Source organism: Leptospira ryugenii, assembly GCF_003114855.1.
GTDB classification, from domain to species: domain Bacteria; phylum Spirochaetota; class Leptospiria; order Leptospirales; family Leptospiraceae; genus Leptospira_A; species Leptospira_A ryugenii.
Genome location: NZ_BFBB01000008.1, coordinates 907,158 through 923,341 on the forward strand (window position 1 = coordinate 907,158; position 16,184 = coordinate 923,341).

At 41.0% G+C, this 16,184-nt stretch carries 16 protein-coding genes; 9 read left to right on the forward strand and 7 right to left on the reverse strand.

What is annotated here, in order from left to right; all coding sequences use genetic code 11:
- Positions 1 to 84 precede the first annotated feature (84 nt).
- Genes DI060_RS16920 through DI060_RS16940 form a run of 5 tightly spaced genes read right to left on the reverse strand, consistent with a single transcriptional unit; the run spans position 85 to position 4,011 of the window.
- Entirely contained in the window at positions 85 to 1,356 is a 1,272-nt protein-coding gene (locus DI060_RS16920; protein WP_135355089.1) for a CCA tRNA nucleotidyltransferase, read from the reverse strand.
- Complete coding sequence (locus DI060_RS16925; protein ID WP_108978090.1) at positions 1,353 to 1,778, reverse strand: Fur family transcriptional regulator; 426 nt, start codon at positions 1,776 to 1,778, stop codon at positions 1,353 to 1,355. The genes DI060_RS16920 and DI060_RS16925 overlap by 4 nt, the downstream gene beginning before the upstream one ends.
- A gap of 30 nt (positions 1,779 to 1,808) precedes the next feature.
- A complete protein-coding gene (locus DI060_RS16930; protein ID WP_108978091.1) occupies positions 1,809 to 2,159 on the reverse strand; it encodes a hypothetical protein in 351 nt (116 codons plus the stop codon).
- Positions 2,156 to 2,566 carry a ribonuclease HI family protein gene (locus DI060_RS16935; protein WP_209452063.1) on the reverse strand — a complete coding sequence of 137 codons (411 nt, stop codon included), beginning with the start codon at positions 2,564 to 2,566 and terminating at the stop codon, positions 2,156 to 2,158. Before DI060_RS16935 ends, DI060_RS16930 begins: the two co-directional genes overlap by 4 nt.
- A 50-nt stretch (positions 2,567 to 2,616) precedes the next feature.
- Positions 2,617 to 4,011, reverse strand: coding sequence for a beta-propeller fold lactonase family protein (locus tag DI060_RS16940; RefSeq protein WP_108978092.1), 1,395 nt, complete (start codon positions 4,009 to 4,011; stop codon positions 2,617 to 2,619).
- Positions 4,012 to 4,098: 87 nt separating this feature from the next.
- On the opposite strand from DI060_RS16940, the gene DI060_RS16945 reads away from it, so the two are divergent.
- Entirely contained in the window at positions 4,099 to 5,085 is a 987-nt protein-coding gene (locus tag DI060_RS16945; protein ID WP_108978093.1) for a class I SAM-dependent methyltransferase, read from the forward strand.
- A 12-nt stretch (positions 5,086 to 5,097) separates the two neighbouring features.
- Here DI060_RS16945 and DI060_RS16950 read toward each other — a convergent pair whose 3' ends face one another.
- Entirely contained in the window at positions 5,098 to 5,835 is a 738-nt protein-coding gene (locus tag DI060_RS16950; protein WP_167837039.1) for a motility protein A, read from the reverse strand.
- Positions 5,835 to 8,054 (reverse strand): hypothetical protein, encoded by a 2,220-nt coding sequence (locus tag DI060_RS16955; protein ID WP_244594466.1) that lies wholly within the window; start codon positions 8,052 to 8,054, stop codon positions 5,835 to 5,837. The genes DI060_RS16950 and DI060_RS16955 overlap by 1 nt, the downstream gene beginning before the upstream one ends.
- A gap of 84 nt (positions 8,055 to 8,138) precedes the next feature.
- On the opposite strand from DI060_RS16955, the gene DI060_RS16960 reads away from it, so the two are divergent.
- From DI060_RS16960 to DI060_RS16995, 8 genes are all read left to right on the forward strand, one after another.
- Positions 8,139 to 9,680 carry a cellulose synthase family protein gene (locus tag DI060_RS16960; protein WP_108978096.1) on the forward strand — a complete coding sequence of 514 codons (1,542 nt, stop codon included), beginning with the start codon at positions 8,139 to 8,141 and terminating at the stop codon, positions 9,678 to 9,680.
- A gap of 72 nt (positions 9,681 to 9,752) precedes the next feature.
- Positions 9,753 to 10,031 (forward strand): hypothetical protein, encoded by a 279-nt coding sequence (locus DI060_RS16965; protein WP_002973362.1) that lies wholly within the window; start codon positions 9,753 to 9,755, stop codon positions 10,029 to 10,031.
- Between the two features lie 5 nt (positions 10,032 to 10,036).
- The gene (locus DI060_RS16970; RefSeq protein ID WP_108978097.1) at positions 10,037 to 11,197 is read left to right on the forward strand and encodes an oxidoreductase; all 1,161 of its coding nucleotides are present in this window, start codon (positions 10,037 to 10,039) and stop codon (positions 11,195 to 11,197) included.
- Positions 11,197 to 12,102 carry a hypothetical protein gene (locus DI060_RS16975; RefSeq protein ID WP_108978098.1) on the forward strand — a complete coding sequence of 302 codons (906 nt, stop codon included), beginning with the start codon at positions 11,197 to 11,199 and terminating at the stop codon, positions 12,100 to 12,102. The genes DI060_RS16970 and DI060_RS16975 overlap by 1 nt, the downstream gene beginning before the upstream one ends.
- Before the next feature lie 35 nt (positions 12,103 to 12,137).
- Positions 12,138 to 12,599: a PTS sugar transporter subunit IIA gene (locus tag DI060_RS16980; RefSeq protein WP_108978099.1), complete on the forward strand. Its 462-nt coding sequence runs from the start codon at positions 12,138 to 12,140 to the stop codon at positions 12,597 to 12,599.
- A gap of 3 nt (positions 12,600 to 12,602) precedes the next feature.
- A complete protein-coding gene (locus DI060_RS16985; RefSeq protein WP_108978100.1) occupies positions 12,603 to 13,508 on the forward strand; it encodes an ABC transporter permease subunit in 906 nt (301 codons plus the stop codon).
- Complete coding sequence (locus tag DI060_RS16990; RefSeq protein WP_108978101.1) at positions 13,505 to 14,281, forward strand: ABC transporter permease subunit; 777 nt, start codon at positions 13,505 to 13,507, stop codon at positions 14,279 to 14,281. The genes DI060_RS16985 and DI060_RS16990 overlap by 4 nt, the downstream gene beginning before the upstream one ends.
- Complete coding sequence (locus DI060_RS16995; protein WP_108978102.1) at positions 14,278 to 15,957, forward strand: PEGA domain-containing protein; 1,680 nt, start codon at positions 14,278 to 14,280, stop codon at positions 15,955 to 15,957. Before DI060_RS16990 ends, DI060_RS16995 begins: the two co-directional genes overlap by 4 nt.
- Positions 15,958 to 16,184 lie beyond the last annotated feature (227 nt).

A 16,184-nucleotide genomic window follows, 5' to 3' on the forward strand; every position in this document is an offset into this window, starting at 1 on the left:
ATGAAAATGCCCAGAGGTGCAGGCAAATTGAGTAAAAAATGGACAAAAAATATTTAGTCTTTTCCTCTACAATGGGAAAAGCAGCTAAGTAGCTTGCATATTGCTGATTATTTCAGCACAATGTTCTAGAAGGACACGTACTTCGTTTCGGTTTGGGTCTTCCCAAACGCGTGCCAAAAGTTCGGACAAAACGTACCCATACCTTTGTTTTTCTAGGTTTGGGAAATTTTTTTCCAAATCTCGTCCATTGACAACCAAATCTGCCAGTACCAAGGCGTGCTGTTTGTCCCAAATCAGCTTGGCCCTTTGCCAAAGCGGCTCCGGTAGCGATAGAAGAAATTCCCATACAAGGGCTTCTGGTTCTTTACTTTGTTTTAGAAACAGTTTGAGAGGGGAAAGGAATCTCTCTTTGCAGAGACGATCCGAGGGATAACTTTCCTCTTTTGGGAAGTTACGGACCGTACGGTAAAAGAGAGCCCCCCGCACCTGTGCCTGTGAACAGCGTAGGTTTTGGAAGTAGCCCTCCCAAAGCAAGGGGGAAGCCTCGGAGGATAGGGCAAGACTCCATTGCCCCAAAAGGAAAGGCACTGGTTCTTTTGGGACTTGGTCTAGGAGGGCAAGTTCTTCCCGATCCAAAGGCTCCCTTGGCAATCCTTCGCAGAACAGAGATAGGAGGTCTTCTTCCCAAAGGAGGCGGAGCATCGTGGCTGGTGAGGGACCACGGAAGGATTTCAGCAATTCGTCTAAAAACCTCTCTACGGAGACCTTTGCCGTCACAGCTCTGGTTTGGGCTATGGCCGCCTTGGTCTCGGCCTCAAGGGAAAATCCCAAGACAGAGGCAAAGCGCAGAGCGCGGATGGGACGTAAGCCGTCCTCCTCGAACCTTGCCCGAGCTTTGCCAATTGTTTTGATGGTTTTCCGAAGGATGTCTTCTTGTCCCCCGTGCTCATCCACCAAAAGGTCACGGTCCAGGTCATAGGCTAATGCGTTCATAGTAAAATCACGCCTCCGTAGGTCTTCGGATAGACTCGTCCCAAACTCGACATGGCTTGGCCTCCTACCATCTTGGTAGTCTTTGTCGATGCGGTAGGTAGTCACTTCATAGGGAATTTTGTCTAAGAGAACAGTAACCGTGCCATGTTGGATGCCTGTGGCAATGACCCTAGGGAAGAGCTTTTGAATGGTCTCTGGGGGGGCTGAGGTGGTGAGATCAAAGTCTTTTGGGGTCTTGCCCATACAGAGATCCCGAACCGAGCCACCGATGAGGTAGGCCTCATGGCCCGCAGATTTGATGGTGGCGATCAGGAAACGCAAATGAGCCAGGTGGGGCTCTGGGATCCGAGAGCTAAGGCTCAAAGGCAAATTTTACATTTACCACGGAAGACAACTTCCACGGACTCTGCACGAAAGCCATTCAATTGTTTGCTTGTGGGTATTCCGTCCCAAGCTTCCTCAACGCATTCTATCCTGCCACATTGGTTGCAGATCAAATGTCCGTGCACCTTTGAATTGTGTTTACCATCATCTTTTTTGAGTTCAAAGTAGGTAACTCTGTCTGTAGAATGCAATGAGTTGAGAAGGTCTTTTTCTTCCAGGTCAGCTAATGCTCGGTAGATGGTAACTCGATCCCAAGATTCATCCTTTGGCAATTTTTCCATGATCTCCTGGTGGTTCAAGGGTCGGTTGGACTCTTGGAGGATGGATATGACCTTTTCACGATTTTTGGTCACTTTGAGACCAATCTGTTTGAGAATCTGGGAGGGATCCGAGGCCTGCATACTTTGATTTTGCTGACAGGAGCGCTTTGTCTATTCGAAAATCACAGTTTGTTTCCAGATTTCCCAGTAACGAATCCCAAACTCTGTTTTGGCCCGAAGGAGGCTTTCGATTTCCTCGGCTTCTCCCTTCGGTATACGCAACTTTGCGAACGAAAGGTCCATTTGCCTTTGGAAAATTCTTTGCAATTGTTTCTCAGAACTAAGGAAAGCGGCTTTGCACTCCTCGTCTCGGCTTTGGAGCTCCTTTTCATTTTCGGCGCAGAAACGAGCAAGCCGCCAAAAACTAGCCTCTCGTTTCATCCGATCGAACTGGTCTACAGCAGATGGTTTGCAAAAGAATTGTGTGGAGATGAGTAGAGAAAGCAACAGGAGGCGGATCATGTTTGGTCTTGGGCTAAATTTGCCAAGGCATCTGCTCTGGTATTTTGTTCCCTCGGCACATATTGGATTTCAAAAAATTCGAATTGTTGTTTGAGAAGGTCACAATCTTTTTTCATTTCCATAAGGCCCACATTCTTTACCTTATACTCACCTTTCATCTGTTTTACGACCAATTCAGAATCCAATCTAAATTTTACCTTTTTCTCCTCCCTTTGGATGGCTTCTTGCATACCTCGTTTGAGTGCCGTCCACTCCGCAATATTATTGGTTGCGTTTCCAATCCTTTCGGAGAGGTAAAAAAGCTCTTCACCTTCATGAGTTTGGAAAGAAACACCGATGGCTGCGGGGCCTGGGTTACCACGAGAGGAGCCATCACAATAGATGTACAACAATTCCTTGTTTTGCATTAGCCTGCATAGTTCCCGTGTAAGACAGTGGGTTCAAGGATTTTTTCGCATCATTGGAAGTGGAGATTCCATTGGCCTGCGCTCAAATTAATCGATTGTAAGGAAGATAGGGCACCTGTCTGCGAATTGACGGAATAGGATTTTAAATCTCCCGAATTGTCTGCTAGGTATGCGTACTTACCTTTGGGGTCAAAGACCAAATAACGTATGCTACCTCCCGACGTATTGATCTCATTTGCGAAGCTTATGGATCCATCACTTTGGTTGATGTTGTATGTGCGGACGATTTGGTCGCTTAGGCCAACTGTGTATAGAAAGTTTCCGGAAGGGTGGACACAAATCCCATTCGCAATCGCACTCCCCGATTGTAATGTGGCCGAACCAATTTGCGTAAAATCGCCACTTGTCTGGTTGAATTGAAAGGCAAATATGTGTGCATTATTTGCGAGATAAAAATAGTTTCCGTTAGGGTTGAAACCGATGTTTCCAGAACCTGTGTGAGAAAGGTTCTCGCTTGTCTTTGCAACAGACAATTCACCCGAGGTAGAGTTGCGACTATAAGTCCTAACCCGGGAAAGGGAATTTACAAGGGAAGCAAGGTACTTTCCGTCTGGAGAAATGCCAACATTAGCAGTGAGAGCATTTGTGTCTGTTTGCAAAGGTGTTAATAGGTCACCATCGGAGGCTTGGATTGGATATGTGAGAATCCTTTGGTTCCCTTCTGCTGCCAGGTAAAGAAAGTTGCCATCGGGAGAGATGACCATATTTCGTGGATTGGTGATGCCTCCGAGCGATCCATTTGCAGTCAATGCTCCTGTACTTGAATTGATTGTAAACTTACTGATACTGCCTGTTGTAAAATTTGCGACGTACAGAAACCGACCCAAAGGGTCTGCGGCGATACCAGTAGGAGCAAGGTCTACATTATAGCTACTATCTGGACTTAATATCCCATCACTTTGGTTTACTGTTAGGTGGTAAATTTGGTTGTTTTGGTCTAAACTAACGTAGAGATTTCCAGAAAAGGTTCTCACCCTGCAGCTGGCTTGTAGGCCATTGGAACTAGCGGTAATCGTCGCAATGCCTACTCCCACTGCTTGGACAAGGCCTGTCTCCGAGACAGAAGCTATCGTTGCATTTGAGCTTGTCCACTGAATGGTAGAATCTTTGTTGGACTCATTCTCTTTGTAAACTGCCACAAGCAACTGTGTTTCATTTTTGTAGAGTTGTAAGGCAGGAGAACAATTGCTGAAGGCAAATGATTTTGTGGGCTCGGGGCTTTGAGATGGGATCGCCAATGCGAAAAGAAAAGGGTTTAGATCCTTTTTTCCCTGCTCAAAGTTGAAAAGGGATTGGATAAATGGATTGAGCACACAACTACTCAGAAAAAAGCTGATGGGAAGGACAAAAAGAAATCGTTTTACCAAAGAATAGTTTGTTTTCATCTTTGTTTTCAAATTGGCATTCTAAAGGGATGCCCTTATAAACGATAACAAGTAAGACGGTTATTTTTTCCAGTCTTATACAAAACTATGGAACAAAATCAGATCCTGACAGGCGCATTACAAATGTTCGAGAATCGCCTCCAGAAACTCAAAAAAGAGAGAGAGAAGTGGGCCAAGAGAGAGGGAATACAAGCCTATCGAGTGTATGAAGAGGACATTCCCCAAGTACCCGTTATCCTTGATCGATACTTGGATGATTATGTTTTATACGATAAGAGTTCTCTTCGTTTCCAAACGGAAGAAGAAAAAGAGAAACGCTTTGAAACCATCTCAGATATAGTTCGCTCTGTCTTTCAGCTCTCCAAAGCACAATTGTTTTTAAAAACTCGAAAAAAACAAAAAGGGAAAGAACAATACGAAAAATTAGACGAGGACAAAAAGGCACTCACAGTCACCGAACACTCTGCCCGATACTTGGTCAATTTGTCCGACTATTTGGATACAGGTCTATTTTTGGACCACAGGCTCACACGCTCCTGGTTTTCTAAAGCAGCCAACAGTAAACGTGTTCTAAATCTTTTTTGTTATACGGGATCTTTCAGTGTCTCTGCCGCCTTGGGAGGTGCCTCACAGGTAACGAGTATAGATCTATCGAAAACATATTTGGACTGGGCAAAACAGAATTTTAATTTGAATGGAATAAAGACTGAAGATCACTCCTTTATTTGTACCGATATTTTACAGTGGTTAGTTGACGAATCTAGAAATGAAGCCCGGCAAAGGTATGATTTGATTTTTTTAGATCCTCCTACTTTTTCCAATAGTAAAAAAATGAGACAAGAATGGGACATCCAAGCGCAACATAGGAATATTTTACTTTCTCTTCTTGGAAAATTTTTATCGCCAGGCGGGGAGATCTGGTTTTCCACCAATTTTAGAAAGTTTGAGATGCTAATCCCAGAGGAAGAGTGGTTAAGCCGAGGCTATACTTGTTTGGATAGATCTTTAGAAAGCATCCCCAAAGATTTCCGAAACACAAAAATTCACAAATTGTTTCAAATAAAAGCCATATGATCGCTTCTATACTTATCTTTCTACAAAAGGTTCCATACGTTCTGATAAAATCCTACGATTTTCACCGGATTGCAAAGATAAGACACCTCGGATAATCGCCTGTCGTTCGTTAGATTTGCGTTTGGAGATACTTTTCAATTGGTTTGAGAGAGGAAGTAGGATGAGGTTTGCAAAAGAAATCCCATAAAAAGTTGCAATGAAGGCAGTTGCTATCCCTTGGCCAAGGACCTTTGTGCCTCCTTCTAAATTTTCTAAAACTGTTACGAGTCCAAGTACTGTACCGATGATACCAATGGTAGGAGAGAAACCAGCTGCAGTTTCAAAAAATTTTGCCGCACGGATTTCTTTTTTTTCCAACTCTTCTTGGGCTTCCCAAAGAATCTCTTCTATTGTTCGGGGATCACCGCCGTCTACTATGAGTTGTATGCCTTTTTGCAAAAAAGGGTTTTGTAAACGTTTGGCTTCTTCTTCCAAAGATAAAAGACCATCTTTTCTTGCCTTTTCCCAAAAGCGAAAGAAGATGCTTTGAACATCGAATTGATCTCGATCTCGGAGTATGGCACCGATTGCACTAATAGCATTTGTTAGTTGAGAAAGAGAAGTAGATGCGATGCTAGCCCCAATCGTACCACCAAAGATCAATAAAAATGCAGGCAAATGGAAAAAGGATCGTAGGGAGGCTCCTTCCAATAGTATGGCAAGGAAGACAGAAAAAATCGCAATTAAGATACCAAGGATAGATGGGTGCATTATTGGATGCGAGCCTCTCTTGCTTCAGGTCTCTGGTAAACTCTTTTTGCTGATTCTTTTTTTTCCAAAACTTCATTTTTCAATCTTTCCCAGATGACAGAATCTGGATTTTCTTTTGCCCTTTGGTTGATGAGAGGTTCTGCATCTTTCCAATTTTCTTGGTTTAGGTAGAGTCGCACGCGAACGAGTTCCAATTCTTTTGCCAGACTGATTTCATTTTTATCTCGATAGTATCGTTCCAAAGATTCCATCGTGAAGAGGGCATTTTTCCAATCTCCTATTGACTCAAACATTGGTATGAGAGTATTCCAGGCAAATTCTTTAAATTCGTTTTGTAAGGATAAGTCTTCTAGGATTGGAATGAACTCAGGCTCCGGGGAGGTAAATTTTAAAGAATTGTAGGCAATGCGTAAGAGTTCGATATCAGGATTTTCAAATTTACGAGCAAGGATGATGGCATCTAAGGCCAATTTGTTTTGACCTATGCGGAAGTAGTACTTTGCATATTCCGCATAAGATTCATAGTAAAGACGTTTGATGGTGAGAGCGTCCTTTCTCAAGTCACCAGAAGAGTAACGTATCGTATTTTCCAATTGAAGACGAATTTCGTTGGTATCAGCGTTTTCTAATTTATCTTGGAAGTATTTGAAGCGCCAATCCTTTGGGATGAGGTCAGAAAATTGAAACGGTCTCTCCATATATGCTGGAAAGTAAATATCATATCCCCAGAAACTTTGTCTTTTTAATAAGGAAAGTGCATTTGTCGCTGTGGATGTTTGGTTTTTTTTCCGAGAAACAAAGATGATAAATTTATGATTTTCTTTTCTTAATTTTTCAATGTAAGAAATCATCTGCGTTGTATTTTCCACTAAACCTAAAATCACAACCTTATCCTCAATCTCAGATTCTTTAGGAAGAAAGGATTTGGATTCTTGTGGGAGAATCGTGCGATAAAAGATATAGTCCTTTTTTGCAATTTCAATATTTGAAATCTTAAATGGTATAGGTTCGTAGATTTCTTTTTTGGAGAAAGGAGTAGTGGACCGAATCGATGGTGGATAAAAGAAAAACAGTACAGAAAGTCCGCTAATCCCAACAAATGCATATTTGGGTATTTTAACCGTCGACCTTGTTCTGAAGAATTGATAGCTTACAATAGGTACAAAAAGCAAAGCCAAAAGTGTACGCAGAGAAATGGGTAAATTCCAATGATACAACAAAAGCGAGAGACCAAAATAGGCCACCGCCTCAAGTGCAACAAACGCGTATTCGCTGACTTTGGTATTGTTTGGTTTGAAAAAACCCACAAGTCCGGCAAGAATGATACAAAGCGCTATATAAAAATAATTCCAATAGGATTGGTAAATAAAAAAGAAAAAACCAGTGAGAAGTAGTATCCTTCCAATGAGATAAATTGCTTTCGTCTCTCTTCTGATTCCGTTTACCAAAGAGAGAATTCTGCCCATAAAGAGAGCAAAAGAGATGGAAAGGATGACTGGTATTTTGGGCCCTGGTTGGAAATATAAATGTAACCCCAAATACGCAATTAACATGGATAAGGCTGATCGATAAAATGGAGTAAAAAATGGATGATTGCCTATCTTGGAACGAATTTTATAAAATCGTATCGAGAAACTTGGTTGTTTGAAAAAAATACTACTCAGATAGACTTCTAACAAAAATAGTAAAACTACAATCAATGTGTTGAGTGGAACAATGATTCCAATATCAAACAGGGAATAAAAAGTAAATAGTGTGATTCCCAATGCAAAACTTAAAGAACGAAAATCTTTGATCGAACCACAATACATACCCGTGTTAAATGAGGTTAGTGCCGAACTGAGAAGTATGAATTGAAACGAAAAGATATAATCGATTAAAAACTCGCTGGAGGCATAAAGGTAAACCCACACCAAGAGCAAAGTATTTCCAGAAAACAGAAACAAGAGCAGAGTTTTGGGCGCTTTTGGGACATACTTGCGTAGTAAAAATCCAAAACCAAAGAAAACCAAAAGCACTGCTTGTAAAACAGGGAAACTGGTATCCGAGGTGTCTACTAGGCGCAACTCGTTAGATGCAACAAAAAACAGAAAGGATAGAGTGTATCCTAAGGATAAGCCTAAGCTAATTTCTAGAAAGGGAAAAAGCCCAGTTTCCCAAAAACGTTTCCAAGGAGAATCCATGGCTTCCAAATCTTTCAAACCACTGTTTGGATTCAAGGGAAAGAGTGTTCGGAGAAGATATTTTGGCGGTGCACAAAAGATTTGACGTTGGGATGCCGATTCTAGAAATGGAGTGTAGCCATGCTTACGTTTTTATCATTTTCCTTTTTAGCCATTTACGGGATGGATATATTCTTCCTATTTTACTTCGGTCTCCACACCTACTTGATGGTGTTTCTCTACAGAAAGTACAAAGAGAACTGTGCGGAGGATGAGGGCCTCCTCTTGAAAAAAAATGACAAGAAGCTCCCGACAGTTACGGTGCAATTGCCCATATTCAATGAATTTTATGTCGTAGACCGTTTGATTGAGTCTGCCTGCGCTCTCTCTTATCCGAAGGAAAAGCTCCAAATCCAAGTCTTGGATGATTCCACCGACGAGACCATTGAGAAAGTGAAAGGCCTAGTGCGGGAATACCAAAAGCAAGGCATTTGGATTGAGCACCTTCACCGTACCAACCGAAGGGGCCACAAGGCAGGAGCTCTCGAAGAAGGGATGCAAAAAGCAAAAGGTGAATTCATCGCAATCTTTGATGCGGATTTTACTCCTGAACCAGATTTTTTGCTCCGAACTCTCGGTTATTTCAAATCCCCCGAAATAGGCATGGTGCAAGCAAGGTGGGGACACCTCAATGAGGACTATAATATCCTCACAAAGGCACAGAGTTTTGGGATCGATGGTCACTTCATGATCGAACAGGTCGCTAGAAATGGTGCTTCCCTTTGGATGAATTTCAATGGAACTGCCGGTATTTGGCGTCGGACCTGTATCGAAGATGCAGGTGGTTGGGAACACGATACCTTGACTGAAGACTTTGATCTCTCTTACCGTGCCGAATTGAAAGGATGGAAATTCCGTTATATCAAAGATGTTGTATGTAAGGCAGAAATTCCTGCCACTATGAATGCATACAAATCCCAACAATTTCGTTGGTGTAAAGGTTCCATCCAAACTGCCGTTAAATTACTTCCGACCATTTGGAAGTCGAATGAACCTTGGAAGATCAAAGCAGAAGCAATCACTCATTTGATCAACTATTCAGTCCATCCGCTTATGATTCTGAATATTCTTTTGACTGCTCCTTTACTTCTCATGGAGTATTGGGCCGGCTTCAAAATGGATGACCTTCCGATAGAGATCCTCTTCGGTTCAGCCGCTCTCCTTTCCGTCGGTTCACTAGGACCTGTCATCTTTTATGCCTATTCCCAAAGAGAGATATACCCCAATTGGAAGAAAAAACTCATCTATTTGCCAGTCCTCGTTATGATAGGGACTGGGATTGCCGTGATGAATACTTTCGCTTGGATGGAAGCCGTGTTTGGGATCCAGTCCGGATTCAAGCGAACCCCAAAACTTCGGATTGAAGGGAGCCAAGACAACTTAAAAGAAAAGATGAAGTATGTCGTTCCTGTGGATTACCGAGCGATTCTAGAGTTTTTCATGGGTTTGTATTGTGTCCTTTGCATTTATCTCTCCTTCCTAGTGGGTAAGCCCTATGTGATTGGGTTTATGGTTTTATATGCGATAGGATTCTTTTATGTCTCCTTTCTCTCCATTGCTGAATCTTTCTGGAAATTCCGACCAGCCTCCGCCGAAGAGAAAGAAGCGAGTGCCTTGGCTTAGGCCAGGGTACTTTACTTGACGGATCGGGTCATTTTTAAAGATTGTACATTCAACTTAGCTTAGAGGTCCTCCATGAGTGAAAAAGTATACTGTGCGAACTGCCTACACTGCGTTGTGGTTCGGCAATATGAATCAGAACAAGACAAATACATACTTCGTGTGAAGTGTAACAAAAAGAAATGGTCTAAACGTTCTGGTGAAGAAAAACTCTATAAGTATTTCACTGTGGCGCGCCGTATGCAAACCAATTGTGAATACTATGAGGAAATGGGAGAGATCCTACCTTACATCAAGAACCTCAAAAAAGAGCTTCCCATCAAAGATGAAATTTACATGGTGAAAGCCGTTTAGTCAAAGTGAACTTTCCGAAGCTTCCCCGTACCTTTACAAGGAAGTTACACAAAACCGAGAATCGTAGAGAAAGAACCATACAAGGTCAATTTGTCATTCCCGTTCCTACGGGAGTGGTAATTGAAGGTGATTTCCCTCGTAGAGTCGAACTCGGTGATACCCTGGTCTTTACAGACCAAATGCGGATCCTAGCACCAGTCCATGGCATCGTTACAAAAAGTGAAGATGGATCGTTTTTCTATGTCCAACAAGATGGTGCTTGGAAGACAAATTCACCACTCCAGATTCCAGAACTCAATTTAGAAAGCCTACTCGCAGAATGCACCAAAGGCGCGCTTGCTTCTCTTGATTTTCCTGACTGCCCACTTGACCAATACTTTCGTTCTTTCTCACCACAAACTAGCTTTGATATTTATTTAGCACCTTATTCCCGTTATCATTTCCTTCCCTTTTCGGAAATGTTATGGCAAGAGATGCCGGAGGCCTGCCAAGACTTTCCCATTTTGTTGCAGAAGATTTTTCCGAAAGCAAACATCCTTTCCTTCCTCCGCGCAAACACAGATGATTATGCGCACCCAGATGGGATTCCTGAATATTTTTTGTCAAAAGAGAGGAAGTGCAATATCATAGATGCCAAGAAGGACATTAGCGATAGAAAGATTCTCTATTTAGGTCCTGAAACCATTTACCATATCTTACGAAAGTTATACTACGGGGAACCTTTTACCAAAAGACATCTTTACATCTGTTTGGTGGACAAAAGCGGAAGGATAGACACAGTTCAACGTTATTACCTTTTAACAAACGGCCAATCGTTGGAGTTTTTAAGTAAGGATATGGAAAACCGCTATAAAGTGGCTTCCTTCCAATCGATGTTTGAGTCTGTCGAATCGATTGATATACAGTCGATGGGTTTTTTTAATATCTATCGTCATAGCATCTTGCTTCTCTATGAAAGAAAGCCTGTAAAGAGAAGTGCCTTCGCTTGTATTGATTGTTTTGAATGCAATTCCTATTGTCCAACCAAAGCAAATCCATTCGCACTTGTAAAACATAGAAATGATGAATTTGTAAAAGAGGACTGTGTTGATTGTGGGATATGCACTCTCTATTGTCCTGCCGGTATTGATTTAAGAACCATGATACAGTTGGAAAAGTCAGCCTAATGTTAAAAAGTCTTTATATTCTTTCTGAAAATTCTTGGACACTCAAGTCTTATGAGATTTTTGCGGACTTATTCTATACCTTGACTCTTTTATTCGTATATGGGATCTATGTATTAGCTCTTCCAAATTTTGCCTGGATTACTTCGGTCCAGGCTATTGTCTTACTCATCGGATATTATTTCTTTCTAATGCGATACAATGAAAAGACCTATCTCTTTTCTTTACTTGCGCAGTTACTGATTTTGTTTTTGCTTTTACCTCTCCCGTTTCACCAACAAATATTATTCCCACTCTCTTTGGCTACGGGAATGTTTGTTCATTTTCTATTGCTTTCCAAGTATAGGGTAAGAATGTATCTTAGTTTGTTGGTCCTAACTTTTGCTTTTCTATGGGACTATCTGTTCACATATTTGGCGGTTCCATTAAGGCAAATGGAAGCACCATCAAGTTTGGATTTATTCCTTTTAGGAGAGATAAAATCAGATACTTTAGGCAATTTTTACTCATTGCCACTGTTAGCTGGAGAAGGATTTAAATTGGACCAATTTAGGGCTCCTGCGGAGTACCTTTCTGTGTATCTGTTGGTATCTGTGTCCTGGTTTGCATTTCGGAGATCGATCCTAGCTACTTTTTTTGTGGCTTGGTTAGTTACATTTTTTGTGTTTAGTTCGTTCGGTGCCAGCCTTCCAATTCCCTTGGTAGTTACTTATGCCTCCTTGGGTTTCTTTTTACAGTTGATCCCAGGCCGAAACTTTTATGGTTCCTTTTATGCCTCTTTACTCACGTTTGTGATCATTCTGCCGATATCTTTTGTGGTAGGTAAGTGGATCCCATATCCGATTTTGATATATCTCTTTTTTTTCTTCATTGAGTCTCTATTGAATCGGGTTTTTCTTGGAAAATAAAGAATGCCAAAAATAATGGAAGTAGAACCGAACGTATGAATCAGTTGTTAGAGATTCTCGATCCTAAGAATATCATATTCAATTTTTCCGCAACTTCCAAAGAAGATGCTATCAGAAAGATGATGGCTCATCTTGTCCAAACAGGCAGTATCGAAAAAAGTAACGAAGAGGAAATTATAGTCTCTCTTTTAAATCGAGAAAAGTCTATGTCCACTGGAATCGGCAGTGGTGTGGCGATTCCACATTGTTCTGTACACTATGTCAATGAATTGAAATGTGCTATGGCAATTGCGCCACAAGGGATAGATTTTGAAGCTTTAGATCATGCACTGGTACAAATTTTCATTATGTTAATCGTACCTAAAAACAAATTCCAAGACCACATTAAGACTCTTGCTTTGATTGCAAAAACACTGAATATACCGGAAGAAAGAGAGAAATTAATCAAATCGAAAAACTTTGATGAGATTCAAAAGGCGTTTCTCTCGGCAAACTGAGCCGTGAAATCTGAACTGACCCGCTTCTTACTTTTTTTCATACTCTTAAGTATATGTGCCTCTACTTTAGCTAGTTTTAGATCTACCGATAAACAATATTTATACGCAGATGCTGGTTTGAGTAATCTGGAAAGTAGCATAAAAACCAACCAACTTGGGACTTTCTTCTCCAATTATAAATCCTTTTTGAACTCACTTGTCTTTGCTTCCGGGCAAACGGATTCTGGAGAGTCTATTTACCATCATATTTCCCAACGTCTCCTCCCTACATTTCATTTGGCTCTATTTGCTGTTCTATTTGGAGCTGGATTGGGTATTTTGTTATCCTTATTTACATTGCATGTCGAATCACAGATTCTAGCGAGTACATTGAAGAGAATTTCGGAGCTGATTCTTTCGACTCCTATCTTTGTTTTTGCCGTTCTATTCTTGATCCTTTTTTTTTACCAATGGGAGTTACTTCCACCTGGTGGCTATGAATCATTAAATACGTATTATGTGATACTACCTGGTGTTACATTAGGGATTCGAATTTTTGCTCGAATCTATTTGTTCCAAGTAAGTGAAATTTGGAAGGAAGTGAATACGGCATATGTGAATCTCTTAAAGACTAGGCAGTATCCCTGGACTCATATCGTATATGTTGAAATCTTTCGTAAGGTTTTACCTTTTACAATGATATTGGTTTTCTTGGATTTTGGATCTCTTGTTTCTGGTGCGATGATTGTGGAAGAGATTTTCTTTTTCCCTGGTATCGGAAAATCAATGTATTATTCGATCAAATCCATGGATCGAAATCTTCTGGCAACCTTACTTTTGTATGTTGGTTTGATTTTTTATTTTGTAAATAGAACATCATTTCATTGGCAGAAGAGTCTGATGGCCAATAAAGAGAGTTCCTTTGAATGACAGTCTCGATTCGGAATTTATTTAGATTCATCTTTGCTCTATTTGTGTTTGTCGGTTTGTTTTTATTTGAATCTCCCACAAGGGTAGACCTACAACTTTCGCATTTAGGTGCCCTCGAAGTTTTGGCTCACCCATTTGGATGTGATCGATTGGGAAGAGACCATTGGGCAATGCTTTCTTATGGTGCACTCACTACGATTCTCATCACAATTCCTTCACGTATCTTAACACTTCTTTTTGCAACATTCGTTTCATTCGCAGGTATGGGAAAAAATAAATTCTTGGCACTACTTTCGGAAGTATTTGCCTCTGTATTCCTTTCCGTACCTTCCTTACTTGTTGCCTTGGTTACGATAGCAATACTTTCTGATTCTATTTTGGGTATTTTACTTTCGATTGTCTTTTCAGATTGGGCCATCTCATTCGAAACTTTGCAAGGAAAGTTGAGAGAAATAAGGAAGAGTGGTTTTATATCCGCATCACAAGCATTAGGAGCAAATTCCTCTCATTTACTTATTTTCCACTATATTCCTGCTACTCGAAATATATTAGAATTTCTATTTGTTACTGGAATACCTTCTGTTATCATGACGATTGCATTATTTTCCTATTTGGGGATCAATACAGATGTATTTTCCTTTGGGCCTGGCCTGGGAGAGCAGATCTCGTTTTCGAAAGATTATTTTTCAGTCAGTCCTCTTTCTGTTTTGCTTCCAGTTTTAGGAATTGTATCTTTGGTTTATTCGTTTTCCAGTGAGGAGAAAATCAAATGATAGGCATACGATCCATCGCATCCTTGATGATCCTTTGCCTATTAGTTCCATATTCCGGAGCAATTTGGGCAGTCGACGAATACTATAACTTTCCGTCGGTCTCGGTGAAAGGAACAGCCTCCTATGAGAAAGAAAGAAATTTATGCATCTTTTCCTTTCGATCGCAAACTAAGGAAGAAAAGTTCCAATACCTCTCAAAAGGACTTCCTTCAGTCATTTTATCCGAAATTCGAAATTTAGAATATGTGTATGTGGAATACCCAAAACCACAAATCATCTACCATTCGTTTGGCCCCAACCCAGAAAAAACATTGAACCAATTGGTTGAAGAAAAGAGTGAAGGCTCTGCCAAGCGAAAAAAGAAAGAAGTCCAAAGCGAAGAGGAGCTAAATGAACTACGTAAGTCAAATCGATATCTACCACCTGCACAAGACCCGCGTTATCTGAAATTAAAAATCAAACAATTTTTTGATAAAAGGCCACCATTTGTCGAAGATATGTATTCGTTGTCAAAAACAATGGATTGCCATTATTCCATTACTGGTGAATTCACTGCGTCAAATGCAGAGATTCTAATGACTGCGGAATTATACGATGAGTACGAAGGTAAATTGGAAAAATTTTCTCATAAAACATCATTTATACGAGGATACCAGGAAATGGCACCTCTTGGTGAGAAAATCAGATTTGCCATGCAAGGCAAAGAAACAACTGGCGTACAAATTGACACACAAGGCGTTGATTCCGTGCTAGTGTATATAGATGGTATCTATTTGGGAAAAACACCCTTAACAGCTAAAAAATTTCCAGTAGGAAAGCGAGAATTGTATTTATTCAAAGAAGGCTTCTATCCTATCAAACAGAGCATCGATTTGGAGAGTGGACGGACTCTATCACTCGATATCAAACTTACCAAAATGGAAAGCACTTCTTTTATATCAGTAAAATCGGATGTTTCAGAAGCGGATGTCTATCTGGGAATGACGTATCTCGGTAAAACACCAATAGAAAAGGCATCCATTCCTGCGGGACAAAACCGTCTGCGTGTTTCTAAGGCAGGATACATAGATGTATTTCGGCCAGTAGATGCAAAAGCAAATGAGGTTTCGGAATACGATGTTGTTTTGAAAGAAGGCAAGTCGGAGATCTACTATCCCAATAAACAATACGTTTTTTTAGATTATACGTATAAAGATTTTGCCACCTACTCCTTGTATGGTTCTCTTTTGTTCTATGCAGGTTATTTTTACTTAAATGTTGCTTCCAGAAGGGCCATTGAGGATAGTCGTGCACAGGTAACACTTGTCAATGGCCAAGCTCTTCGGTCTTTCTATGAAGGTAATTCAGAAAGTACATTTCTCCTCTGGTATGCCTACCAAAACCAAATCATCAATTCTTCTGAATCAAGAGCTGACTATTACAAAACAATGGCGGGCACCCTTCCTATGGAAAACAGGAGAAACCGCCAATTGGTTGCTGGACCCATGGTGATCGGCATGGGCGTAATGCTTGCTGCCGCGGTCACATTTCTTTTGTTAGGTTTAGATAAAGAGACTTTCGACATAGGTTTTTTGCCTTATGGTCCTGGTGCCAATGGCCAAGGGTTCTATACAAATGTGCAGGGAAATGGGCCTATGGACGGGTATTCCTACTTCCAATGGAATGCTCGCTATTGAAAAAATTAGAAACTTTTTTCTGATTTTTCTTTGACATAAGACCCCTCTTTTACACAATGGCATTTACCGGGAGAGCCCAGGCGGTTTTTCTATGGGAGCAGTAGCGAGAGATCGTTCTGCGCCTCACTTACAAGATAAGCGAGGATGTGCAAAGCCACAGACAATCGATAACCGAGAGTTACGGAAGCCACGCTGACTAAGCCTGATGGAAGTAGTTTAAGGGAAAG

What these genes read in the sequence shown, in the direction of transcription:
- DI060_RS16965 (WP_002973362.1), top strand. Translation starts at nt 9,753, where the DNA reads ATGAGTGAAAAAGTATACTGTGCGAACTGCCTACACTGCGTTGTGGTT.
- DI060_RS16950 (WP_167837039.1), bottom strand. Translation starts at nt 5,835, where the DNA reads ATGCACCCATCTATCCTTGGTATCTTAATTGCGATTTTTTCTGTCTTC.
- DI060_RS16935 (WP_209452063.1), bottom strand. Translation starts at nt 2,566, where the DNA reads ATGCAAAACAAGGAATTGTTGTACATCTATTGTGATGGCTCCTCTCGT.
- DI060_RS16995 (WP_108978102.1), top strand. Translation starts at nt 14,278, where the DNA reads ATGATAGGCATACGATCCATCGCATCCTTGATGATCCTTTGCCTATTA.
- DI060_RS16960 (WP_108978096.1), top strand. Translation starts at nt 8,139, where the DNA reads ATGCTTACGTTTTTATCATTTTCCTTTTTAGCCATTTACGGGATGGAT.
- DI060_RS16975 (WP_108978098.1), top strand. Translation starts at nt 11,197, where the DNA reads ATGTTAAAAAGTCTTTATATTCTTTCTGAAAATTCTTGGACACTCAAG.
- DI060_RS16980 (WP_108978099.1), top strand. Translation starts at nt 12,138, where the DNA reads ATGAATCAGTTGTTAGAGATTCTCGATCCTAAGAATATCATATTCAAT.
- DI060_RS16990 (WP_108978101.1), top strand. Translation starts at nt 13,505, where the DNA reads ATGACAGTCTCGATTCGGAATTTATTTAGATTCATCTTTGCTCTATTT.
- DI060_RS16940 (WP_108978092.1), bottom strand. Translation starts at nt 4,011, where the DNA reads ATGAAAACAAACTATTCTTTGGTAAAACGATTTCTTTTTGTCCTTCCC.
- DI060_RS16930 (WP_108978091.1), bottom strand. Translation starts at nt 2,159, where the DNA reads ATGATCCGCCTCCTGTTGCTTTCTCTACTCATCTCCACACAATTCTTT.
- DI060_RS16945 (WP_108978093.1), top strand. Translation starts at nt 4,099, where the DNA reads ATGGAACAAAATCAGATCCTGACAGGCGCATTACAAATGTTCGAGAAT.
- DI060_RS16925 (WP_108978090.1), bottom strand. Translation starts at nt 1,778, where the DNA reads ATGCAGGCCTCGGATCCCTCCCAGATTCTCAAACAGATTGGTCTCAAA.